Origin of the sequence: Aliiroseovarius sp. S2029, assembly GCF_023195575.1 — a bacterium.
Classification (GTDB): domain Bacteria; phylum Pseudomonadota; class Alphaproteobacteria; order Rhodobacterales; family Rhodobacteraceae; genus Aliiroseovarius; species Aliiroseovarius zhejiangensis.
Map to the genome: position 1 here is coordinate 176,600 of NZ_JALPQE010000002.1, position 16,731 is coordinate 193,330.

The 16,731-nt window shown below is 61.1% G+C and carries 18 protein-coding genes; 7 read left to right on the forward strand and 11 right to left on the reverse strand.

Going from position 1 to position 16,731, the window contains the following annotated elements; genetic code table 11:
* Positions 1–95 precede the first annotated feature (95 nt).
* Positions 96–692, forward strand: a complete 597-nt coding sequence (locus MUY21_RS05490; RefSeq protein WP_248409350.1) for a hypothetical protein — start codon at positions 96–98, stop codon at positions 690–692.
* A gap of 9 nt (positions 693–701) precedes the next feature.
* Here the strand turns inward: MUY21_RS05490 and MUY21_RS05495 are convergent, their stop codons facing one another.
* The 3 genes from MUY21_RS05495 to dapD form a co-directional block, all read right to left on the reverse strand.
* Positions 702–1,337 carry an HAD hydrolase-like protein gene (locus MUY21_RS05495; protein WP_248409351.1) on the reverse strand — a complete coding sequence of 212 codons (636 nt, stop codon included), beginning with the start codon at positions 1,335–1,337 and terminating at the stop codon, positions 702–704.
* Positions 1,337–1,678 (reverse strand): hypothetical protein, encoded by a 342-nt coding sequence (locus MUY21_RS05500; RefSeq protein ID WP_248409352.1) that lies wholly within the window; start codon positions 1,676–1,678, stop codon positions 1,337–1,339. The genes MUY21_RS05495 and MUY21_RS05500 overlap by 1 nt, the downstream gene beginning before the upstream one ends.
* Before the next feature lie 282 nt (positions 1,679–1,960).
* Entirely contained in the window at positions 1,961–2,788 is an 828-nt protein-coding gene (gene dapD / locus MUY21_RS05505) for a 2,3,4,5-tetrahydropyridine-2,6-dicarboxylate N-succinyltransferase (RefSeq protein WP_248409353.1), read from the reverse strand.
* Positions 2,789–2,939: 151 nt separating this feature from the next.
* Here dapD and MUY21_RS05510 point away from each other — a divergent pair, with 151 nt between their 5' ends.
* Positions 2,940–3,782 (forward strand): TIGR00730 family Rossman fold protein, encoded by an 843-nt coding sequence (locus MUY21_RS05510; protein ID WP_248409354.1) that lies wholly within the window; start codon positions 2,940–2,942, stop codon positions 3,780–3,782.
* Between the two features lie 36 nt (positions 3,783–3,818).
* Here MUY21_RS05510 and MUY21_RS05515 read toward each other — a convergent pair whose 3' ends face one another.
* The 3 genes from MUY21_RS05515 to MUY21_RS05525 all read right to left on the reverse strand — a co-directional run bounded on the left by MUY21_RS05515 (position 3,819) and on the right by MUY21_RS05525 (position 6,085).
* A complete protein-coding gene (locus tag MUY21_RS05515) occupies positions 3,819–4,175 on the reverse strand; it encodes a DUF1428 domain-containing protein (RefSeq protein ID WP_191286077.1) in 357 nt (118 codons plus the stop codon).
* Positions 4,176–4,259: 84 nt separating this feature from the next.
* Positions 4,260–5,450: a 23S rRNA (adenine(2503)-C(2))-methyltransferase RlmN gene (gene rlmN, locus MUY21_RS05520; RefSeq protein WP_248409355.1), complete on the reverse strand. Its 1,191-nt coding sequence runs from the start codon at positions 5,448–5,450 to the stop codon at positions 4,260–4,262.
* 107 nt (positions 5,451–5,557) lie between these two features.
* Complete coding sequence (locus MUY21_RS05525) at positions 5,558–6,085, reverse strand: invasion associated locus B family protein (protein WP_191286079.1); 528 nt, start codon at positions 6,083–6,085, stop codon at positions 5,558–5,560.
* Positions 6,086–6,268: 183 nt separating this feature from the next.
* Between MUY21_RS05525 and MUY21_RS05530 the strand changes: the two genes are divergently transcribed.
* A complete protein-coding gene (locus MUY21_RS05530; protein ID WP_248409356.1) occupies positions 6,269–7,276 on the forward strand; it encodes an asparaginase in 1,008 nt (335 codons plus the stop codon).
* 64 nt (positions 7,277–7,340) lie between these two features.
* Here MUY21_RS05530 and MUY21_RS05535 read toward each other — a convergent pair whose 3' ends face one another.
* Together MUY21_RS05535 and serB are read right to left on the reverse strand one after the other, a co-directional pair.
* Positions 7,341–8,099, reverse strand: coding sequence for a TSUP family transporter (locus MUY21_RS05535; protein ID WP_248409357.1), 759 nt, complete (start codon positions 8,097–8,099; stop codon positions 7,341–7,343).
* Positions 8,092–8,970 (reverse strand): phosphoserine phosphatase SerB, encoded by an 879-nt coding sequence (gene serB / locus MUY21_RS05540; protein WP_248409584.1) that lies wholly within the window; start codon positions 8,968–8,970, stop codon positions 8,092–8,094. The genes MUY21_RS05535 and serB overlap by 8 nt, the downstream gene beginning before the upstream one ends.
* A gap of 153 nt (positions 8,971–9,123) precedes the next feature.
* On the opposite strand from serB, the gene MUY21_RS05545 reads away from it, so the two are divergent.
* The 3 genes from MUY21_RS05545 (at position 9,124) to MUY21_RS05555 (ending at position 12,752) form a co-directional block, all read left to right on the forward strand.
* Positions 9,124–10,269 (forward strand): phosphoserine transaminase, encoded by a 1,146-nt coding sequence (locus tag MUY21_RS05545; protein ID WP_248409358.1) that lies wholly within the window; start codon positions 9,124–9,126, stop codon positions 10,267–10,269.
* Positions 10,270–10,333: 64 nt separating this feature from the next.
* The gene (gene serA, locus MUY21_RS05550; RefSeq protein ID WP_248409359.1) at positions 10,334–11,926 is read left to right on the forward strand and encodes a phosphoglycerate dehydrogenase; all 1,593 of its coding nucleotides are present in this window, start codon (positions 10,334–10,336) and stop codon (positions 11,924–11,926) included.
* Between the two features lie 88 nt (positions 11,927–12,014).
* A complete protein-coding gene (locus tag MUY21_RS05555; RefSeq protein WP_248409360.1) occupies positions 12,015–12,752 on the forward strand; it encodes a metallophosphoesterase in 738 nt (245 codons plus the stop codon).
* A 5-nt stretch (positions 12,753–12,757) separates the two neighbouring features.
* Here the strand turns inward: MUY21_RS05555 and MUY21_RS05560 are convergent, their stop codons facing one another.
* Together MUY21_RS05560 and mce are read right to left on the reverse strand one after the other, a co-directional pair.
* Positions 12,758–13,033 carry a DUF1467 family protein gene (locus MUY21_RS05560; RefSeq protein ID WP_248409361.1) on the reverse strand — a complete coding sequence of 92 codons (276 nt, stop codon included), beginning with the start codon at positions 13,031–13,033 and terminating at the stop codon, positions 12,758–12,760.
* Positions 13,033–13,437: a methylmalonyl-CoA epimerase gene (gene mce, locus MUY21_RS05565; RefSeq protein ID WP_191286086.1), complete on the reverse strand. Its 405-nt coding sequence runs from the start codon at positions 13,435–13,437 to the stop codon at positions 13,033–13,035. The genes MUY21_RS05560 and mce overlap by 1 nt, the downstream gene beginning before the upstream one ends.
* Positions 13,438–13,595: 158 nt before the next feature.
* On the opposite strand from mce, the gene MUY21_RS05570 reads away from it, so the two are divergent.
* On the forward strand, positions 13,596–14,315 hold the full coding sequence (locus MUY21_RS05570; RefSeq protein ID WP_248409362.1) for a response regulator: 720 nt from the start codon (positions 13,596–13,598) through the stop codon (positions 14,313–14,315).
* Positions 14,316–14,816: 501 nt separating this feature from the next.
* On the opposite strand, the gene aspS is transcribed toward MUY21_RS05570, so the two are convergent.
* Positions 14,817–16,667 (reverse strand): aspartate--tRNA ligase, encoded by a 1,851-nt coding sequence (gene aspS, locus MUY21_RS05575; RefSeq protein ID WP_248409363.1) that lies wholly within the window; start codon positions 16,665–16,667, stop codon positions 14,817–14,819.
* Positions 16,668–16,731 lie beyond the last annotated feature (64 nt).

The following is a 16,731-nucleotide window of genomic DNA, read 5'->3' on the forward strand; positions in this document are numbered from 1 at the left end:
AGGTCCTCCGCCCATGGCCGATGCGCAGGCTGGACCTTGCGCCGGGGGGTGTCTAACCTGCGCGCGAACCCAGACTGCCCGCTTCGGAGCCCTTCATGAAAAAACTTCTGTATCTTCTGCTGCTCATGCCGCTGTCAGCCTGTTTTGATGCCGATCTGGATTTCGTCGTGCATGACGATGAAACGGCCACCATGTCGGCGCATATGCTGCTGGGGCCGGAAATGTACGGGATGATCGCGCAAAGCGGGCAGGATCCTTGTGAAGAGGGGGTCGGCACCACGAATGCCGATGGCACCTTCAGTTGCCGCGTCGAAGAAACCGACACGATCGACAACCTGATCGCCGAAATCGAGAACGGCCAGAAAAACGCCGCGCAAGGTGGCGTGAACCCCAACCAGGGTGTCAGCCTTGAACGGATGGAAGGTCCCTTTGTCCGGCTGGTGTTTGACCTGGCCGAGCTGAAAAGGGTGGCGGCTGAAAGCGGCGCGGACCCGTCGATGATGGGGATGCTGCAACAAGCCTTTCAGGGGCATCGCATCCACATGACCATCACCGGCAAGGACATCGTCGAAACCAACGGCCTGTTGTCCGCGGATGGCCGCACCGCCGAGATCACGATACCGCTTCGGGCGCTGATCGAACCGGATCCCAGCCTGCCGGACCAGTTCGTCACCGTGGTGCGGACCGAATAGGCAAGCCGGCTATGGCAGGAAACGATCCACGACACCCGGCAATTCGTCGGGTGTTTTCACCTGTGCGTCTGCCCCCGACAGATCATCACCGCCGCCATAACCCCAGCCAACAGCGATGAAGCGCATGCCCACCGCGCGCGCGGCATCAAGATCGTGGTGGCGATCCCCAACCATGACGCAACGCGCCGGATCATCGCCGGTCCGGGTCAGCGCATGGGCCAGCAATTCGCCCTTATCATTGCGGGTGCCATCAAGTTCGGGGCCAAACTCGTGGGTCATGTGTTTCGCCAATCCGAAATGCGCGGTGATCTTGCGCGCATAGACATGCGGCTTGGCAGTGGCAAGGTGCATGACATGCCGCGCACCGATGGCGGTCAGCGCGGCGGGAATGCCGTCGAAGACGGTGCAGTCATACATGCCGCCGTGGTCCTCGTAATACCTGCGATACAGGGCCAGAGCCTGCGCCGGGTCCGGGGTGCCCAGCTTTTCGAAGCTCCACAGAAGCGCGGGGCCGATTACCCATTCCAGATCGTCCGGCGCGGGAGCGTCCAGCCCCAGATCCTGCAAGGCCTTCACGACGCTGCCGGTGATGCCGGGCTTCGGGTCGGTCAGTGTACCATCAAGGTCCCAAAAAACGGTGCCCATCAGGTATCCTCGTCAAAGAAGGGGGTCATCTGGGCGACGATCACGCTGTTTTCCTTAAGCGCGCGGCCCATCAGCTTGCGTTCTTCACCGGGAATCTCATGCCCCTCGGCCAGCCGTTCATCCAGACTGCCATAGCCGTTCACGTCAAGCGGTGCCAGGTCGGCCTGTTTCAGGATTGCAACGGTTTCACGCACCGCTTCGGACTCGTCCACGCCCGAGGCATAGCACACCAGCGCGGCACCCGTTGCTCCGTCAGGCAGGCCATCGCCGTCCTTGCGACCGACCTCGACCAGTAGCGTATAAACCTGATGCGGTTTCTTCGGTTTTTTCTCTTTGCTCATGCGCCGGGCTTAGGCCGCTTCCGGGCCGGGATCAAGCCTTGCCGGTTCAGACCGTGTATGTGCACGCGGCAGGATGCTGTGCGTCGCGCGATTGTGCGGCCTCGGCGGCAAAACCGATGGCGATCAGGCTGCTGAGCAGAACAAGACGTATCATTATGACCTCCCTTGGTATGAGGGTGATACGGACCAGCCCGGCTTTTACGTCACTTTTTCCTGTGAAAACGCAAAAAAAGCGCGCCGGTCGGATGCGGCGCGCCTTGTCTTTCCCTACAGCGTTGGCGTTCAGTCGCGCAAAAGCTCGTTGATCCCGGTTTTCGAGCGGGTCTTGGCATCCACCCGTTTCACGATCACCGCGCAGTACAGGTTGACGCCATTTTTCGACGGCATCGAGCCTGCGACCACGACCGAATAGGGGGGCACTTCGCCATACATGACCTCGCCGGTTTCGCGGTCAACGATCTTGGTCGACTGGCCGATGAACACGCCCATGCCCAGCACCGAGCCTTCACGCACGATACAGCCTTCCACGACTTCCGAGCGGGCACCGATGAAGCAGTTGTCTTCGATGATCGTGGGGCCGGCCTGCATGGGTTCCAGCACCCCACCAATGCCCACGCCGCCCGACAGATGCACGTTCTTGCCGATCTGCGCGCAGGATCCGACGGTGGCCCAAGTGTCGACCATCGTGCCTTCGTCCACATAGGCACCAAGGTTCACGAAGCTGGGCATCAACACGACGCCAGGGGCGATGAAGGCGGATTTGCGGACAATGCAGTTCGGCACGGCGCGGAACCCGGCCGCTTTCCACTGGTTGTCGCCCCAACCCTTGAACTTCGAGTCAACCTTATCCCACCAGCCGCCGCCTTGCGGACCGCCATCCTGTTGTTCCATGTCCTTCAGGCGAAAGCCCAGCAGCACGGCCTTTTTCGCCCATTGGTTCACATGCCAGTCGCCATTTTCCTGACGTTCGGCCACGCGCAGCCCGCCGCCATCCAGCGCATTCAGCGTATCCTCGATCGCCTCGCGGGTTTCGCCGGTCGTGGCGGGGGTGATGGTGTCGCGCGCCTCCCAGGCGGCTTCAATGGCGGCTTCGAGTTGGGCGTTCGACATGCAAATGGCTCCTTCAACGGGATTGGGCAAGGTTTTGTTGCATTGGTCTTTAAGCTGCATCCCGTATTTGTGCAATGGAACGTGGCACTGGTTCTTCACCCTCAAAGGCGTTAGCCATGAACGGAACGCACAAGTGACAGGATCAGTGAGCATGAAAGACGAACGCAACCATCCGTTCCGCGACAGCGCGCAAGACCGCAAAGCCGCAAAACATACGCCCGATACGCCCCAGACGCGCGCGCAGGCCTACAAGCTGGCCTATGACGATCAGGAGTTTCTGTGCCGGGACGAGTTGCGACCGGTGCGCTGGCAGTTGGAACTGATGAAACCCGAGCTTCTGATGCAGGAATACGGGGTGGACAGCACCGTCGTCCTGTTTGGTGGCGCCCGGATCCCGGAGCCTGCGAAAAAGGACACGGCGCGCACTGAAACGCTGGCAGACCTGTCCCGTTTCTATGACGAAGCACGCGAGTTTGCCCGCCTGATGACCTTGCGATCCAACGCCAACGGGCACCGCGAGAACGTGATCGTCACCGGCGGCGGACCGGGCGTGATGGAGGCCGGAAACCGCGGAGCCGTGGATGCCGGCGGCGTGTCCGTCGGGTTGAACATCGTCTTGCCACATGAACAGGCGCCCAACGAATATGTGACGCCCGACCTGTGCTTCAATTTCCACTATTTCGCGATCCGCAAAATGCACTTCCTGATGCGCGCCGAGGCCATCGCGATTTTCCCCGGCGGTTTCGGCACGCTGGACGAGATGTTTGAAAGCCTGACGCTTATACAGACCGGACGGATGAAACGCGTGCCGTTCCTGCTGTTCGGCCGCGATTTCTGGACCCGCATCGTGAATTGGGAGGCTCTGGCCGACGCTGGCACAATCAGCCCCGAGGATCTGGACCTGTTCCGTTTTGTCGAAACGGCGCAGGAGGCGATTGACGTGATCGACAACTGGGGCCAGCCCGGCAAGCGCAAGGACATTCCGGGGCGGTGACCTGCCGCCCGGTCCGCGCGCGCAAGGTCAGCCCTGTCACCCTTTGTCGTCAAAGATCGGGTCGAACCCGGCCCAGATCATCCGCTTGCCGTCAAACGGCATCTCACCCATCTCTTTCCAGCGTGGGTCTGTCTCCATGCTTTTTGCGGCAGCATCGCAGGTCTGTTTGTCCGGCCATTCGATCCACGAAAACACCACGGCCTCGCCGTCCTCGGCCTTTACCGCGCGTTTGAAATCCGTGACCTTGCCGTCCGGTGTGGTTTCGCTCCACGTCTCGACGATGCGTGTCGCGCCATATTCCTGAAACAGCGGTGCAGATTTGGCGGCAAGGTCGCGATAGGCGTCCTTGTTCTTGACCGGCACCGGGATCAGGAACCCTTGAACATAGCTCATTGTGTGGCCTCCCATCCAGAGGCAGGCACCACGTTTCCGAGCGCCTGCCCGAACCGGAAGCATAGCGCGAAATGGCAGGGCGGTCTATTGACCCAGCCCGGCCTCGGCTTCGATCTGCCGTTTGGATTTGCGCGCGCGTTCGGTGGCGGACTTGAGCTGCCCGCAGGCGGCCATGATGTCTTCGCCCCGCGTCTTGCGGATCGGGCTGGCGTACCCGGCCTGATAGATGATGTTTGCGAACGCCCGGATACGGTTGTTGGACGACCGCTTATAGGGCGCGCCGGGCCATTCGTTGAACGGGATCAGGTTGATCTTGGCTGGAATGTTGTGGCGCTTGATATGTTCGATCAGCCGGTGCGCATCTTCGTCCGAGTCATTCACGCCGTCCAGCATCACGTATTCAAAGGTGATGCGTTCGCTGTTTGATGCCTTGGGATAGGCGGCAAGCGCCCCCAGCAGCTCTTCGATATTCCAGCGCTTGTTGATCGGCACCAGCTTGTCGCGCACGTCGTCCGTGGTGGCGTGGAAACTGATTGCAAGAAGGCAGCCGATTTCCTGCGCCGTGCGGGCAATTTCCGGCACCACGCCCGAGGTCGACAAGGTGATCCGGCGGCGGCTGAGGCTGATCCCTTCCGGGTCCATGGCGATTTTCATCGCGTCGCGCACATTGTCGAAATTGTACAAGGGTTCGCCCATGCCCATCAGCACGATGTTGGACAGAAGGCGGGTTTCGTCCTTGGGTGCACCGGGTTCGGGCCATTCCTCAAGATCGTCGCGCGCCATCATGATCTGTCCGACAATCTCGGCGGCGGACAGGTTGCGGACCAGTTTCTGGGTGCCGGTGTGGCAGAAGGAACAAGTCAGCGTGCAGCCCACCTGCGACGACACGCAGAGCGTGCCGCGATCCTCCTCGGGGATATAGACAACTTCGACCTCGTGACCGCCAGCGATACGAACCAGGTATTTACGGGTGCCGTCCTCGGACACAAGGCGGCTGACCACTTCGGGGATCTCGATCACGAAATGCTCGGCCAACAACGCACGATAGGTCTTGGCCAGGTTCGTCATGGTGTCGAAATCACGCACGCCCCATTGGTAAATCCACTGCCAGACCTGCCCGGTGCGCATCTTGGCCTGCTTCTCGGGCGTGCCGACCGAGATCAGCGCCTCGCGCAACTGATCACGTGTCAGACCCACGAGGTTGCGTTTGCCACCGTCGTCGGTCTTGCGGGGGATGGTCATGACATCCTGAGTGATCGGGGCGGTCGGTTCCATGGTGCGTTCCTGTCTGTGCAAGGCCGCAGTCTATAAACCACCAAACACAGCTTGTCACGCCACGGATTGCACCGTGACGTTTCAGAATGTCGTGATGTGATACCGGATCAGCCGCCGCAGCGTTTGCCGGCCTCGTCCACAGCCGCGGTGAAGCCCAGAAGGCTGAATGTGTCCTGCGTCTTGGTGCCGCGAGAGCTGCTTGCCGTGGCGATCGCACTTGCGCCGCGTTTCATGGCCGCGATGATCTTGGCATCGTCGTCTTTCGAAGCCGACCAGGCCCATTCACCGTCGGTGAACAACTGGAAGGTGCTGTCGCCGATTTTCAGCTCGACGGTCGAGCCATCAGCAAACGGATAGCCGCCGGTAAACGAGACCTCGCCTTTCACATCGGCGCCGGGGCGATAGCTGACAAACAGCAGGATATCGCCGCGCTTCACCGCCACGGAACGCCCGTTTCTGGTGTTCACGGTCTCTTTCGGGCTGGAAACGCTCCAGCATTCTTTCGGGTTGTCCTCGACAAACACGCTCCAATCGGTGTTTGCGGCGACCCGGTTCGAGCTTTCCTGAGCGAAAACGCCCGTCGCTGCCAGCGACAGGCCCAGTGCGCAAATCGCGCCTGAAATCGTTCGTTTCATGTCTAACACAGCCTCCAGCTGCCTCTGCCTCAAGCCCATGCGCGTCCCCACCGTCTGACGCGGCCCTTGACTGTTGCGCTTGGGTCGTTTCCAAGTCTGTGCAGGGAGTTTAGCGCGAAATGTGGGCGTAATAAAAGCCCCCGTGGCGGTTTTTCGCATGTTTCATTTGGAAAGGATCAACCAATGGGCCAGTCAGAGCGTCTTGTCGAGGTTTGGCGCGGAGATATCCTTGAAAGCCAACACCATGGCCATGCGGTCATATGCAACGCCAGGGGTGAAATCGTTGACGGCTGGGGCGATCCCGATCAAGTGATCCTGCCGCGTTCGTCGGCGAAGATGTTGCAGGCGTTGCCGCTGGTGGAAAGCGGGGCGGCCGATGCTGCAGGGCTGACCACCGAGCAACTGGCGCTGGCTTGCGCCAGTCATCAGGGGGCTGCGATTCACACCACCCGCGTGACCCGCTGGCTTGCGGAGATGGGGTTGGGCAATGACGATCTGTTGTGCGGGCCACAGATGCCCGATGATCGCGAGGCCAAGACCGGGCTGATCAAGACGGACCAAAGCCCTTGCCGGATTCACAACAATTGCTCGGGCAAACATGCAGGGTTCCTGACACTCAGCCGCCATCTTGGGGCCGGTGCGGATTATGTCGATCTGGACCATCCTGTGCAGAAGGCGGTTAAGACCGCTTTTGAAGAGATCACGGATGAGACCAGCGCCGGTTTCGGAATTGATGGCTGTTCGGCGCCGAATTTCGCCTCGACCCTCTCTGGCATGGGTCGCGCGATGGGGGCGTTTGCCGGGGCCAAACCGGCAGCGGACAAACGTCAGGACGCCGCCGTGCGTCTGCGCGAGGCGATGATGCTGCACCCGGAACTGGTGGCCGGTGAAACCCGCGCCTGCACCGAGTTGATGCGTGCCGCAACGGGCAAGGTTGCCCTGAAAACCGGCGCAGAAGCGTTTTTTGTCGCCATCCTGCCAGAGCAGGAACTTGGCGTTGCGCTGAAGATCACCGATGGGGCAACGCGCGCATCGGAATGCGCGATTGCGACGATCCTGGTGAAACTGGGTGTTCTGACGGCGGATGATCCGATGGTGAAGAAGCGGATGAACCCGGTAGTGAAAAACTTCGCGGGGCTGGATACAGGTGAGATTCGGCCGAGTGCCGCGCTCATGCGGGGGTGGGGGTAAGGGGCGTTGCCCCTCTGCGCATCCGCGCATTCACCCCAGGATATTTTTAGCCAGAAGAAGCCGCCTAGAGCAGGTCGGTGATCAGTTTCAGCGCCATGGCGGTCGAGGCGATGACCAGCAGCGGTTTGATGAGTTTCGCGCCGATCCGGGCGGCAAGGCTGGAGCCGAGATAAGCCCCGGCGATCTGGGCAGCTCCCATGGCAAGGCCCAGTGCCCAGAGGGGCGAAACCACGATCACGAAACCGGCCAGCCCTCCGACATTCGAGGCGAAGTTCAAAAGCTTCGTGTGGGCGGTGGCCTTCAAGATCCCCTGGCCAGCCATGGTGACAAAGGCGAGCATGAAGAAAGCCCCGGTGCCGGGACCAAGCAGCCCGTCGTAAAAACCGATCACCGGCACAAACGTCAGCGAAAACAGGGCAGGAGAGAGCCGTTGGTGACGATCGAGGTCATCAAGACCCGGTTTCAAGGCAAAGAACAATGCAATGGCGACCAGAAGTACGGGCAGGATCCAGCGGATCAGGTCGGTGGGCATCGCATTGACCGATACCGCCCCAAGAACCGCTGCGAGGAACGAGATCAAGGCGGGTTTGATCTGCCGCCGCAGGTTCACATGTCCTGCACGCGCATAGGTGACGGCGGCCATCCCGGCGCCGAAAAGCCCTTGCACCTTGTTGGTGGCCAGCGCCGTGACCGGCGGAACGCCCGCCAGCAGCAAGGCCGGCACCGTGATCAGCCCGCCTCCGCCCGCGATGCTGTCTATGAAGCCCGCAACGAAAGCGGCGGCCAGCAAGAGCAGCAAGATTTCCGTTGTAAGGTCAAACACCTTCGAATTCGGCCTTGGTGTAGCCCTGAATATACAACAGCGCGGTCAGGTCGCCGTGATTGATCCGGATTTCACATTGCGCGGCGACCGAGGGTTTGGCGTGCAGGGCCACACCAGCGCCTGCCAGTTCCAGCATCCCAAGGTCATTGGCGCCGTCGCCTACCGCCATCACCTCGTCATGGTCCAGATGCAAGCGGGTTGAGATTTCTTGCAGGGCCGCAACCTTGGCGTCGCGCCCCAGGATCGGGTGGGCGACCTTGCCGGTCAGTTTTCCATCCTCGACCATCAACGTGTTGGCGCGGTTCTCGTCAAACCCCAGCGTTTCGGCGACGTGTTTTGTGAACGCGGTGAAGCCACCCGACACCAGCGCGGCATAGGCCCCGGCAGCCTTCATCGTGGCCAGAAGCTCACGCCCGCCGGGCATCAGGGTGATGCGCGTGTCCAGCACTTTGCCGATGACCGTTTCGGGCAATCCCTTCAGCAGCCCGACCCGCTCGGTCAGGGCACCTTCGAAGTCCAATTCGCCGTTCATGGCGCGGGCGGTGATGTCCTTCACTCGATCGCCGACACCGGCCTCGTCTGCCAGTTCGTCGATGCATTCCTGCTGGATCATGGTTGAATCCATGTCCGCCAAAAGCATGCGCTTGCGCCGCCCCTCCATCGGTTGAACGACAAGATCGACGCCCAGGGCTTGCAGATCCTCCCAGACGTCCCAGAGGTTTGGGGGCATCTGGCGCACGGGAAACTCGGCGGCTTCGTCCGGCGACAGCCAGACGGCTTCGCCACCACCCCAGGCGTTGCGCAGGCTTTCCACAAGAGCCGCGTCAAGTTTGGGGGTCGAGGGGTTGGTCAGCAGGGTGGCAATGAACATGCGAAAGTTTCCGATCGTAGACATTCGGCGCCACATTCCGACGCTCGGCGCGGCTATAGCGACATTTTTGATCTTGTGCCAGACGCATCTGCTCCTTACTTCGGTCCGTGGGACACCCCTCCCCAACGAGGGGCTTATATCTGGAAGGGTATCATGACTGATATTGCTCAACCGGCGACGCGGCCGGCCAATCCGCGCTTTTCTTCTGGCCCCTGTGCCAAACCCCCCACATGGACATTGGATGTTTTGTCGGACGCCGCCCTTGGCCGTTCGCATCGGGCCGCTGTCGGCAAAGACAAACTGAAGGCCGCCATTGAAGGCACCCGCGAGGTGCTGGGCATCCCGGCGGATTACAAGATTGGCATTGTGCCCGCCTCGGACACCGGTGCGGTTGAAATGGCGATGTGGTCGCTGTTGGGTGCGCGCGGAGTTCAGGTGCTGGCCTGGGAAAGCTTCGGTGCGGGTTGGGTCACGGATGTGACCAAACAGTTGAAGCTGGATGCAGTGGCCAAGACTGCAGACTATGGCGAATTGCCTGATCTCGCCTCGGTCGATTTCACCAATGACGTTGTGTTCACATGGAACGGCACCACCTCGGGTGTGCGGGTTCCGAATGGCGATTGGATCGCTGACGACCGCGAGGGGCTTACGATTTGCGACGCCACGTCCGCGGCGTTTGCGATGGACCTGCCCTGGGACAAGCTGGATGTGACCACATTCAGCTGGCAGAAGGTGCTGGGCGGAGAAGCGGCGCATGGCGTCCTGATCCTGTCGCCGCGCGCAGTTGAGCGTCTGGAAAGCTACACCCCCGCTTGGCCATTGCCGAAAATCTTCCGCCTGACCAAAGGTGGCAAGCTGATCGAAGGCATCTTCACCGGCGCAACGATCAACACGCCGTCCATGCTGGCGGTCGAGGATTACCTGTTTGCGCTCGATTGGGCGCGCTCTGTGGGCGGGCTTGAAGGACTCATCCACCGCGCGGATGCAAACACCAAGGTCATCGCCGATTTTGTCGAGATGCGCGACTGGATCGACTTTCTGGCGCACGACCCGGCGACGCTGTCGAACACCTCGGTCTGTCTGAAATTCACCGATGATCGGATCAAGGACGGCGCGGCCTTTGCGAAAGCGGTGGCCAAGCGGTTGGAAGCCGAGGGTGTGGCGCTGGATATCGGTGCCTATCGCGATGCCCCTGCGGGTCTGCGGATCTGGTGTGGCGGCACGGTCGAGACGTCTGATGTCGAGGCCCTGATGCCGTGGCTTGATTGGGCGTTCAACGCCGAGATAGCAGCGCAATAAGTTTGCGCCCTGTGCGATTTTGCGCGGGGCTTCCCCCCAAATCTTTGTGAAAAGGACCAGACACATGGCCCCCAAAGTCCTCGTATCCGATAAACTGTCGGAAACCGCCGTTCAGATTTTCCGTGATCGCGGCATTGACGTTGATTTCGAACCCAACCTTGGCAAGGACAAGGATGCTCTGCTGGCACGCATTGGCGATTATGACGGCCTTGCCATCCGCTCGGCCACCAAGGTGACAGACAAGATCCTTGAGGCCGCAACCAACCTGAAAGTCGTCGGTCGCGCCGGGATTGGGACCGACAATGTCGACAAGATCGCGGCGTCCAAGAAGGGCGTGATCGTGATGAACACGCCGTTCGGCAACATGATCACCACCGCTGAACACGCAATCGCGATGATGTTCGCCGTGGCCCGCCAGATCCCTGAAGCCTCCGCCTCGACCCATGCGGGCAAGTGGGAGAAATCCAAGTTTATGGGGGTCGAACTGACCAACAAGACGCTGGGCGTGATCGGGGCTGGCAATATCGGCGGCATCGTCTGCGATCGTGCGCTGGGCTTGAAGATGAAGGTCATCGCTTATGACCCCTTCCTGTCGGAAGACAAGGCGGATCATATGGGTGTGGAAAAGGTTGAGTTGGACGAGCTTCTGAAACGCTCGGATTTCATCACCCTGCACGTGCCCTTGATCGATCAGACCCGCAATATCCTGAGCCGCGAAAACCTTGAGAAGACCAAGAAAGGCGTTCGCATCATCAACTGCGCCCGTGGGGGTCTGGTGGATGAAAAAGCGTTGGCCGACCTGCTGAAGTCCGGCCATGTCGCCGGGGCGGCGTTCGACGTGTTTGCCGAGGAACCCGCGACCGAGAACCCTTTGTTCGGGCTGCCCAACGTGGTCTGCACCCCGCATCTGGGCGCTGCGACAACCGAAGCGCAGGAAAATGTGGCGCTTCAGGTGGCGGAACAGATGTCGGATTATCTGTTGACCGGGGCGGTTCAGAACGCGCTGAACATGCCGTCCGTCACCGCCGAAGAAGCCAAGGTCATGGGGCCGTGGATCAAGCTGGCCGAGCATCTGGGCGCCTTCGTCGGGCAGTTGACCGAGGGGCCGATCAAGGCAGTGAACATCCTGTATGACGGTGTGGCGGCCGAAATGAACCTGAAGGCACTGGATTGCGCGGTTCTGTCGGGGCTGATGAAGCCGATCCTGCCGGATGTAAACATGGTATCCGCGCCGGTCGTGGCGGCGGATCGGGGTATCAAGACCTCGACCACCACGCAGGCCAAGGGCGGGTCGTTTGACGGCTATATCAAGCTGACGGTCGTGACGGAAAAACGCGAACGATCCATTGCGGGGACGGTGTTTTCGGATGGCAAGCCGCGTTTCATCCAGATCAAGGGCATCAACATCGACGCCGAGATTGGGGCGCATATGCTCTACACCACCAACAACGACCAGCCGGGCATCATCGGGACGTTGGGCAACACGATGGGCGAGCAGGGGGTGAATATTGCCAACTTCACCCTGGGCCGGAAAGACACGGGAGGCGATGCGATTGCGCTTCTGTATCTGGACGAAGCCATCCCGCAACCGGCGCTGAAAAGCCTGTTGGAAACTGGCATGTTCCAATCGGTCAAGCCGCTGGCATTCGACATCTGAAAGCGGTGAACAATGAAAGCCCCGACCATGTGCCGGGGCTTTTCATTTCCGACCTGCCCGTTACTGTCGGCGCTGACAGGAGGGACCCATGCGCGCCTATGCGATCGGAGACATTCACGGCCAGCTTGATCTGCTGCACAACGCGCACGCCTTGATCGAAGCGGACCGCGCGCAGGTGGGGGACGGCGACGCCCCCGTCGTCCATATCGGGGACCTTGTGGATCGTGGTCCCGACAGTGCGGGTGTCATCGCCCATCTGCTGGACGGCGTGGCGCAGGGGCGCAACTGGGTGGTGCTCAAGGGCAATCATGACCGGATGATGGAGATGTTCCTGCGCCCCTATCCGATGGTCGATATGCAACTGCTGGTCGGGTATAACTGGCTGCATCCGGGCATCGGCGGGGTCAGGACGCTGGGCAGCTATGGGGTCGAGGTGCCGGACGGCATTCGCACCTATCAGCTTCACCCGAAGGCGCGCGCCGCCGTTCCAAAGGCGCATCGCCGTTTTCTGGCTGACCTGCCTGCGATGTTCCGCCTTGGCGATCTGTGCTTTGTCCATGCGGGCATCCGCCCCGGCGTGCCACTCGACGCCCAGTCCGAGGATGACCTGTGCTGGATTCGCGGCGAGTTTCATGCCTCGACCGCCGATCACGGGGCGCTGATCATCCACGGTCACACGCCGGTGGATAAAGTGACGCATTACGGCAACCGGGTGAATATCGACACCGGCGCCGGGCACGGCAAAGCATTGTCCGCCGTGGTGATCGAGGGGCGTGATGTCTGGTTGCTGACCCCCGAGGGGCGCCAGCCCGTGTCGCGCGGCTGAGCGCGCTAGCCGGCGTCGTCCAGCCGGTCGAACCAGTCAATATCCTCGATGGTGATCCAGCCCGATACGATGATCCCGGCCACGATGGCCCAGACCACAGTGCCGATTATTGTGACGATGATCATGGTGCGCGCCAGCTTGAAATTCGCAGGCGCACCGGCATGGGTGCCGCGCACCACCTCGCCTTCATCGCCTTGGGTGCGCAGGCCGATGGGCAGGACCACGAACATGGTCACAAACCAGATCACGACATACAGGACAATGGCGGCGGTGATCGACATCAGACTTGTTCCAGCTCGACCAGCGTGCCGTTGAAGTCCTTTGGATGCAGGAACAGGACGGGTTTGCCATGGGCGCCGATCTTCGGTTCGCCCGTGCCCAGCACGCGGGCGCCCGCGGCTTGCAGCTTGTCACGTGCAGCGATGATGTCGTCGACCTCGTAACAGATGTGGTGGATGCCGCCTGCCGGGTTCTTTTCCAGAAAGCCCGCGATGGGCGAATTGTCCCCCAGCGGATACAGAAGCTCGATCTTGGTGTTGGGCAGGGTGATGAACACGACCGTGACGCCATGATCCGGTTCGTCCTGCGGGGCGCCCACATCGGCCCCCAGCGTGTCGCGATACTGTGCCGCGGCGGCCTCAAGGTCCGGCACGGCGATGGCCACGTGGTTCAGGCGTCCGATCATGTCTTGTCTCCCTCGGAAATCATGGCTTGGTTATGCCGGGGTTGCGGCCGTCGGGCAAGTGCTGCGGTGCCGCATCGCGCGATAGCGACGCCGCGTTTGCGAGTTTAACCGGATGTTAGGCAATTTTCGCGCAGGCTCACGATGAAAGGAGAACGCCGATGAGCGATGATCTGGAAAAACTGATGATGGGCCAACCCCCAACCGCCGACCGTCCGTTGCAGGGGCTGACCGTTCTTGTGGTCGAGGACAGCCGTTTCGCATCCGAAGCGATCCGGCTTCTGAGCCTGCGATCGGGCGCGCGTATCCGGCGGGCCGACAGCCTGGGGGCCGCACATCGGCACCTGCGGGTCTATCGCCCCTCGATCGTGATTGTGGATATGGGGCTGCCAGATGGCTGCGGTGCCGATCTGATCGCACAGCTGGCCGCAGATCCGCTGCGCGTTCCGGTGCTTCTGGGGATGAGCGGGGACGCGACGAACAGGGATCAGGCCATGCAGGCCGGGGCGGATGGATTTCTGGCAAAACCCGTTGAAAGCCTTGCGGTGTTCCAACAAAGCATTCTGTCCGTTCTGCCCCCCGCCGAAGGCCCCGTTGCCCCGCGCGCCCTGCCGCAAGAGGTCATCGAACCTGACGCGATCGCATTTCAGGATGATCTGTGCCACGCCGCCGCCCTGATGCGCGACGGGGTGGACGGGCCGATGCAGGATTATCTTGCCCAGTTTCTGGGGGGCGTGGCGCGCAGCGCGCATGACAATCCGCTGGAGGCTGCTGCAACAGACCTGGCGCAAGCCCGTGCCGCCGGGCGCGGTACCGGGGCTGATCTGGCCCGTGTGCAGGGGCTGCTGCAAGACCGGCTGTCCGACCGTCACGTTCTGTGATCACCGGTCCGGGGCTTATGTAATCGACCCGGCGGGGGATGCGACATTCCCTGACCCTGCCGCGAAAATACCCCGCTCGTCCATGAAATGGGCCGGGCAAGACCTCATTTCCGCCCAAATCTGATGACAGAAAAGCATCAGACGGGGTGAACGAAGTGTTAAGACGAGGGTTGTATTATGAAAAGCCTGATTAAACGTTTCGCGGATGAAGAGTTCGGCAATGCCGTGATCGACTGGACGGTTCTGATTTCCGGCGCGGCCATGTTGGTCACAGCGTTGGTGATGACCGTCGCCTGACTTTTCCGGTCATGGGTCGACACGGCAGGTGATATGATCAAGACCCGTCCGGTAAAGGGTGATTTGAGAAGAGTGCTGTTTCAGCGAGCTGCTGCTGAAAACAAGGGTGCGTGTAGAACTACACGCACCCTTTCTTGTTTTCATTGGCAAATTCCGGGCGCGCATTACGGCCCCTGACGTGACCGGCACCGGGTGCCCGCGCGCTTATTCCTGTGGGATTACGCGCAGGTGCAGCTCGCGCAATTGCTCGTTCTGCGGTTCGCTGGGCGCGTTCATCATCAGGTCTTCGGCGCGCTGGTTCATCGGGAACATCATCACTTCGCGGATGTTTTCCTCGTCTGCCAGCAACATCACGATACGGTCCACACCGGCTGCACAGCCGCCGTGCGGGGGCGCGCCGTATTGGAAGGCGTTGACCATGCCGCCGAACCGCTTGCGCACCTCATCCTCGCCATAGCCCGCCAGCTCAAAGGCCTTGAACATGATTTCGGGCTTGTGGTTCCGGATTGCGCCCGACACCAGTTCATAGCCGTTGCAGGCCAGGTCATACTGGAAGCCACGCACAGCCAAGGGGTCGCCCTCCAGCGCCGCCATCCCGCCTTGCGGCATGGAAAACGGGTTGTGGTCGAAATCCAGCTTGCCGGTTTCGTCGTCCATCTGGAAGATCGGGAAGTCCACGATCCAGGCAAAGGCGAACCGGTCTTTGTCGGTCAGGCCCAACTCGTCGCCGATGACGGTGCGGGCACGTCCTGCGACGGCCTCAAACGCCTTGGGCTTACCGCCCAGGAAGAAAGCGGCATCACCGACGTCCAAACCCAGTTGCTGGCGGATCGCCTCTGTCCGTTCCGGGCCGATGTTCTTGGCCAGCGGGCCGGCCGCTTCCATGCCGCCTTCGACTTCGCCGGCTTTCAGCTTGGCCTGAGCCTCCTTGACGCTGATCCCCAGTTCCTGCGCGACCGAGTCCGCCGTCTTCTCGCGCCAGAAGATATAGCCCATGCCGGGCAGGCCTTCTTGCTGCGCAAACTTGTTCATCCGGTCGCAGAACTTGCGGCTGCCGCCGGTGGGGGCAGGAATAGCGCGGATTTCGGTGCCGTCCTGTTCCAACAGCTTCGCAAAGATCGCAAAGCCCGAGCCGCGGAAATGATCCGAAACCACCTGCATCTTGATCGGGTTGCGCAGGTCCGGCTTGTCGGTGCCATACCACAGCGCCGCGTCTTTGTAGGAGATATGCGGCCAGTCCTGATCGACCTTGCGCCCGCCGCCAAACTCTTCGAACACGCCTTTCAGCACCGGTTCAATCGTGTCGAACACGTCTTGCTGGGTGACGAAGGACATCTCCATATCCAACTGATAGAAGTCGGTGGGCGACCGATCTGCGCGCGGGTCTTCGTCGCGGAAGCACGGCGCGATCTGAAAATACTTGTCAAAGCCCGCCACCATCATCAGCTGTTTGAACTGCTGCGGGGCTTGGGGCAGCGCATAGAACTTGCCCGGATGCAGACGCGACGGCACCAAAAAATCCCGCGCACCTTCAGGGCTGGAGGCCGTGATGATCGGCGTCTGATATTCGCGGAACCCCTGATCCCACATCCGCTTGCGCATTGACGCGACAACGTCTGAGCGCAGTTTCATGTTCTCCTGCATCACCTCGCGTCGCAGATCCAGGAACCGATACTTCAGACGCGTTTCTTCCGGGTATTCCTGATCGCCGAACACCATCAACGGCAGTTCGTCCGAGGCGCCCAGAACCTCAAGATCGCGCACGAACACCTCGATTTCGCCGGTGGGGATCTTGTCGTTCACCAGATCGGCGTCGCGGGCTTTCACATTCCCGTCGATGCGGATGCACCATTCGGACCGCACCTTCTCCATCTCGGCAAAGACGGGGCTGTCGGGGTCGCACAGCACTTGCGTGATGCCATAATGGTCGCGCAGGTCGATGAACAGGATGCCGCCGTGGTCACGGACCCGATGGACCCAACCAGACAGGCGAACCGTGTCGCCTACATTCGATTTTTTCAGTTCAGCGCAGGTGTGGCTGCGAAAAGCGTGCATGGGTGCCCCCGTCGAGCGGTTCATATGTATCGCGCCGATACACCTGCCTTGGCGGCTAAAGTCA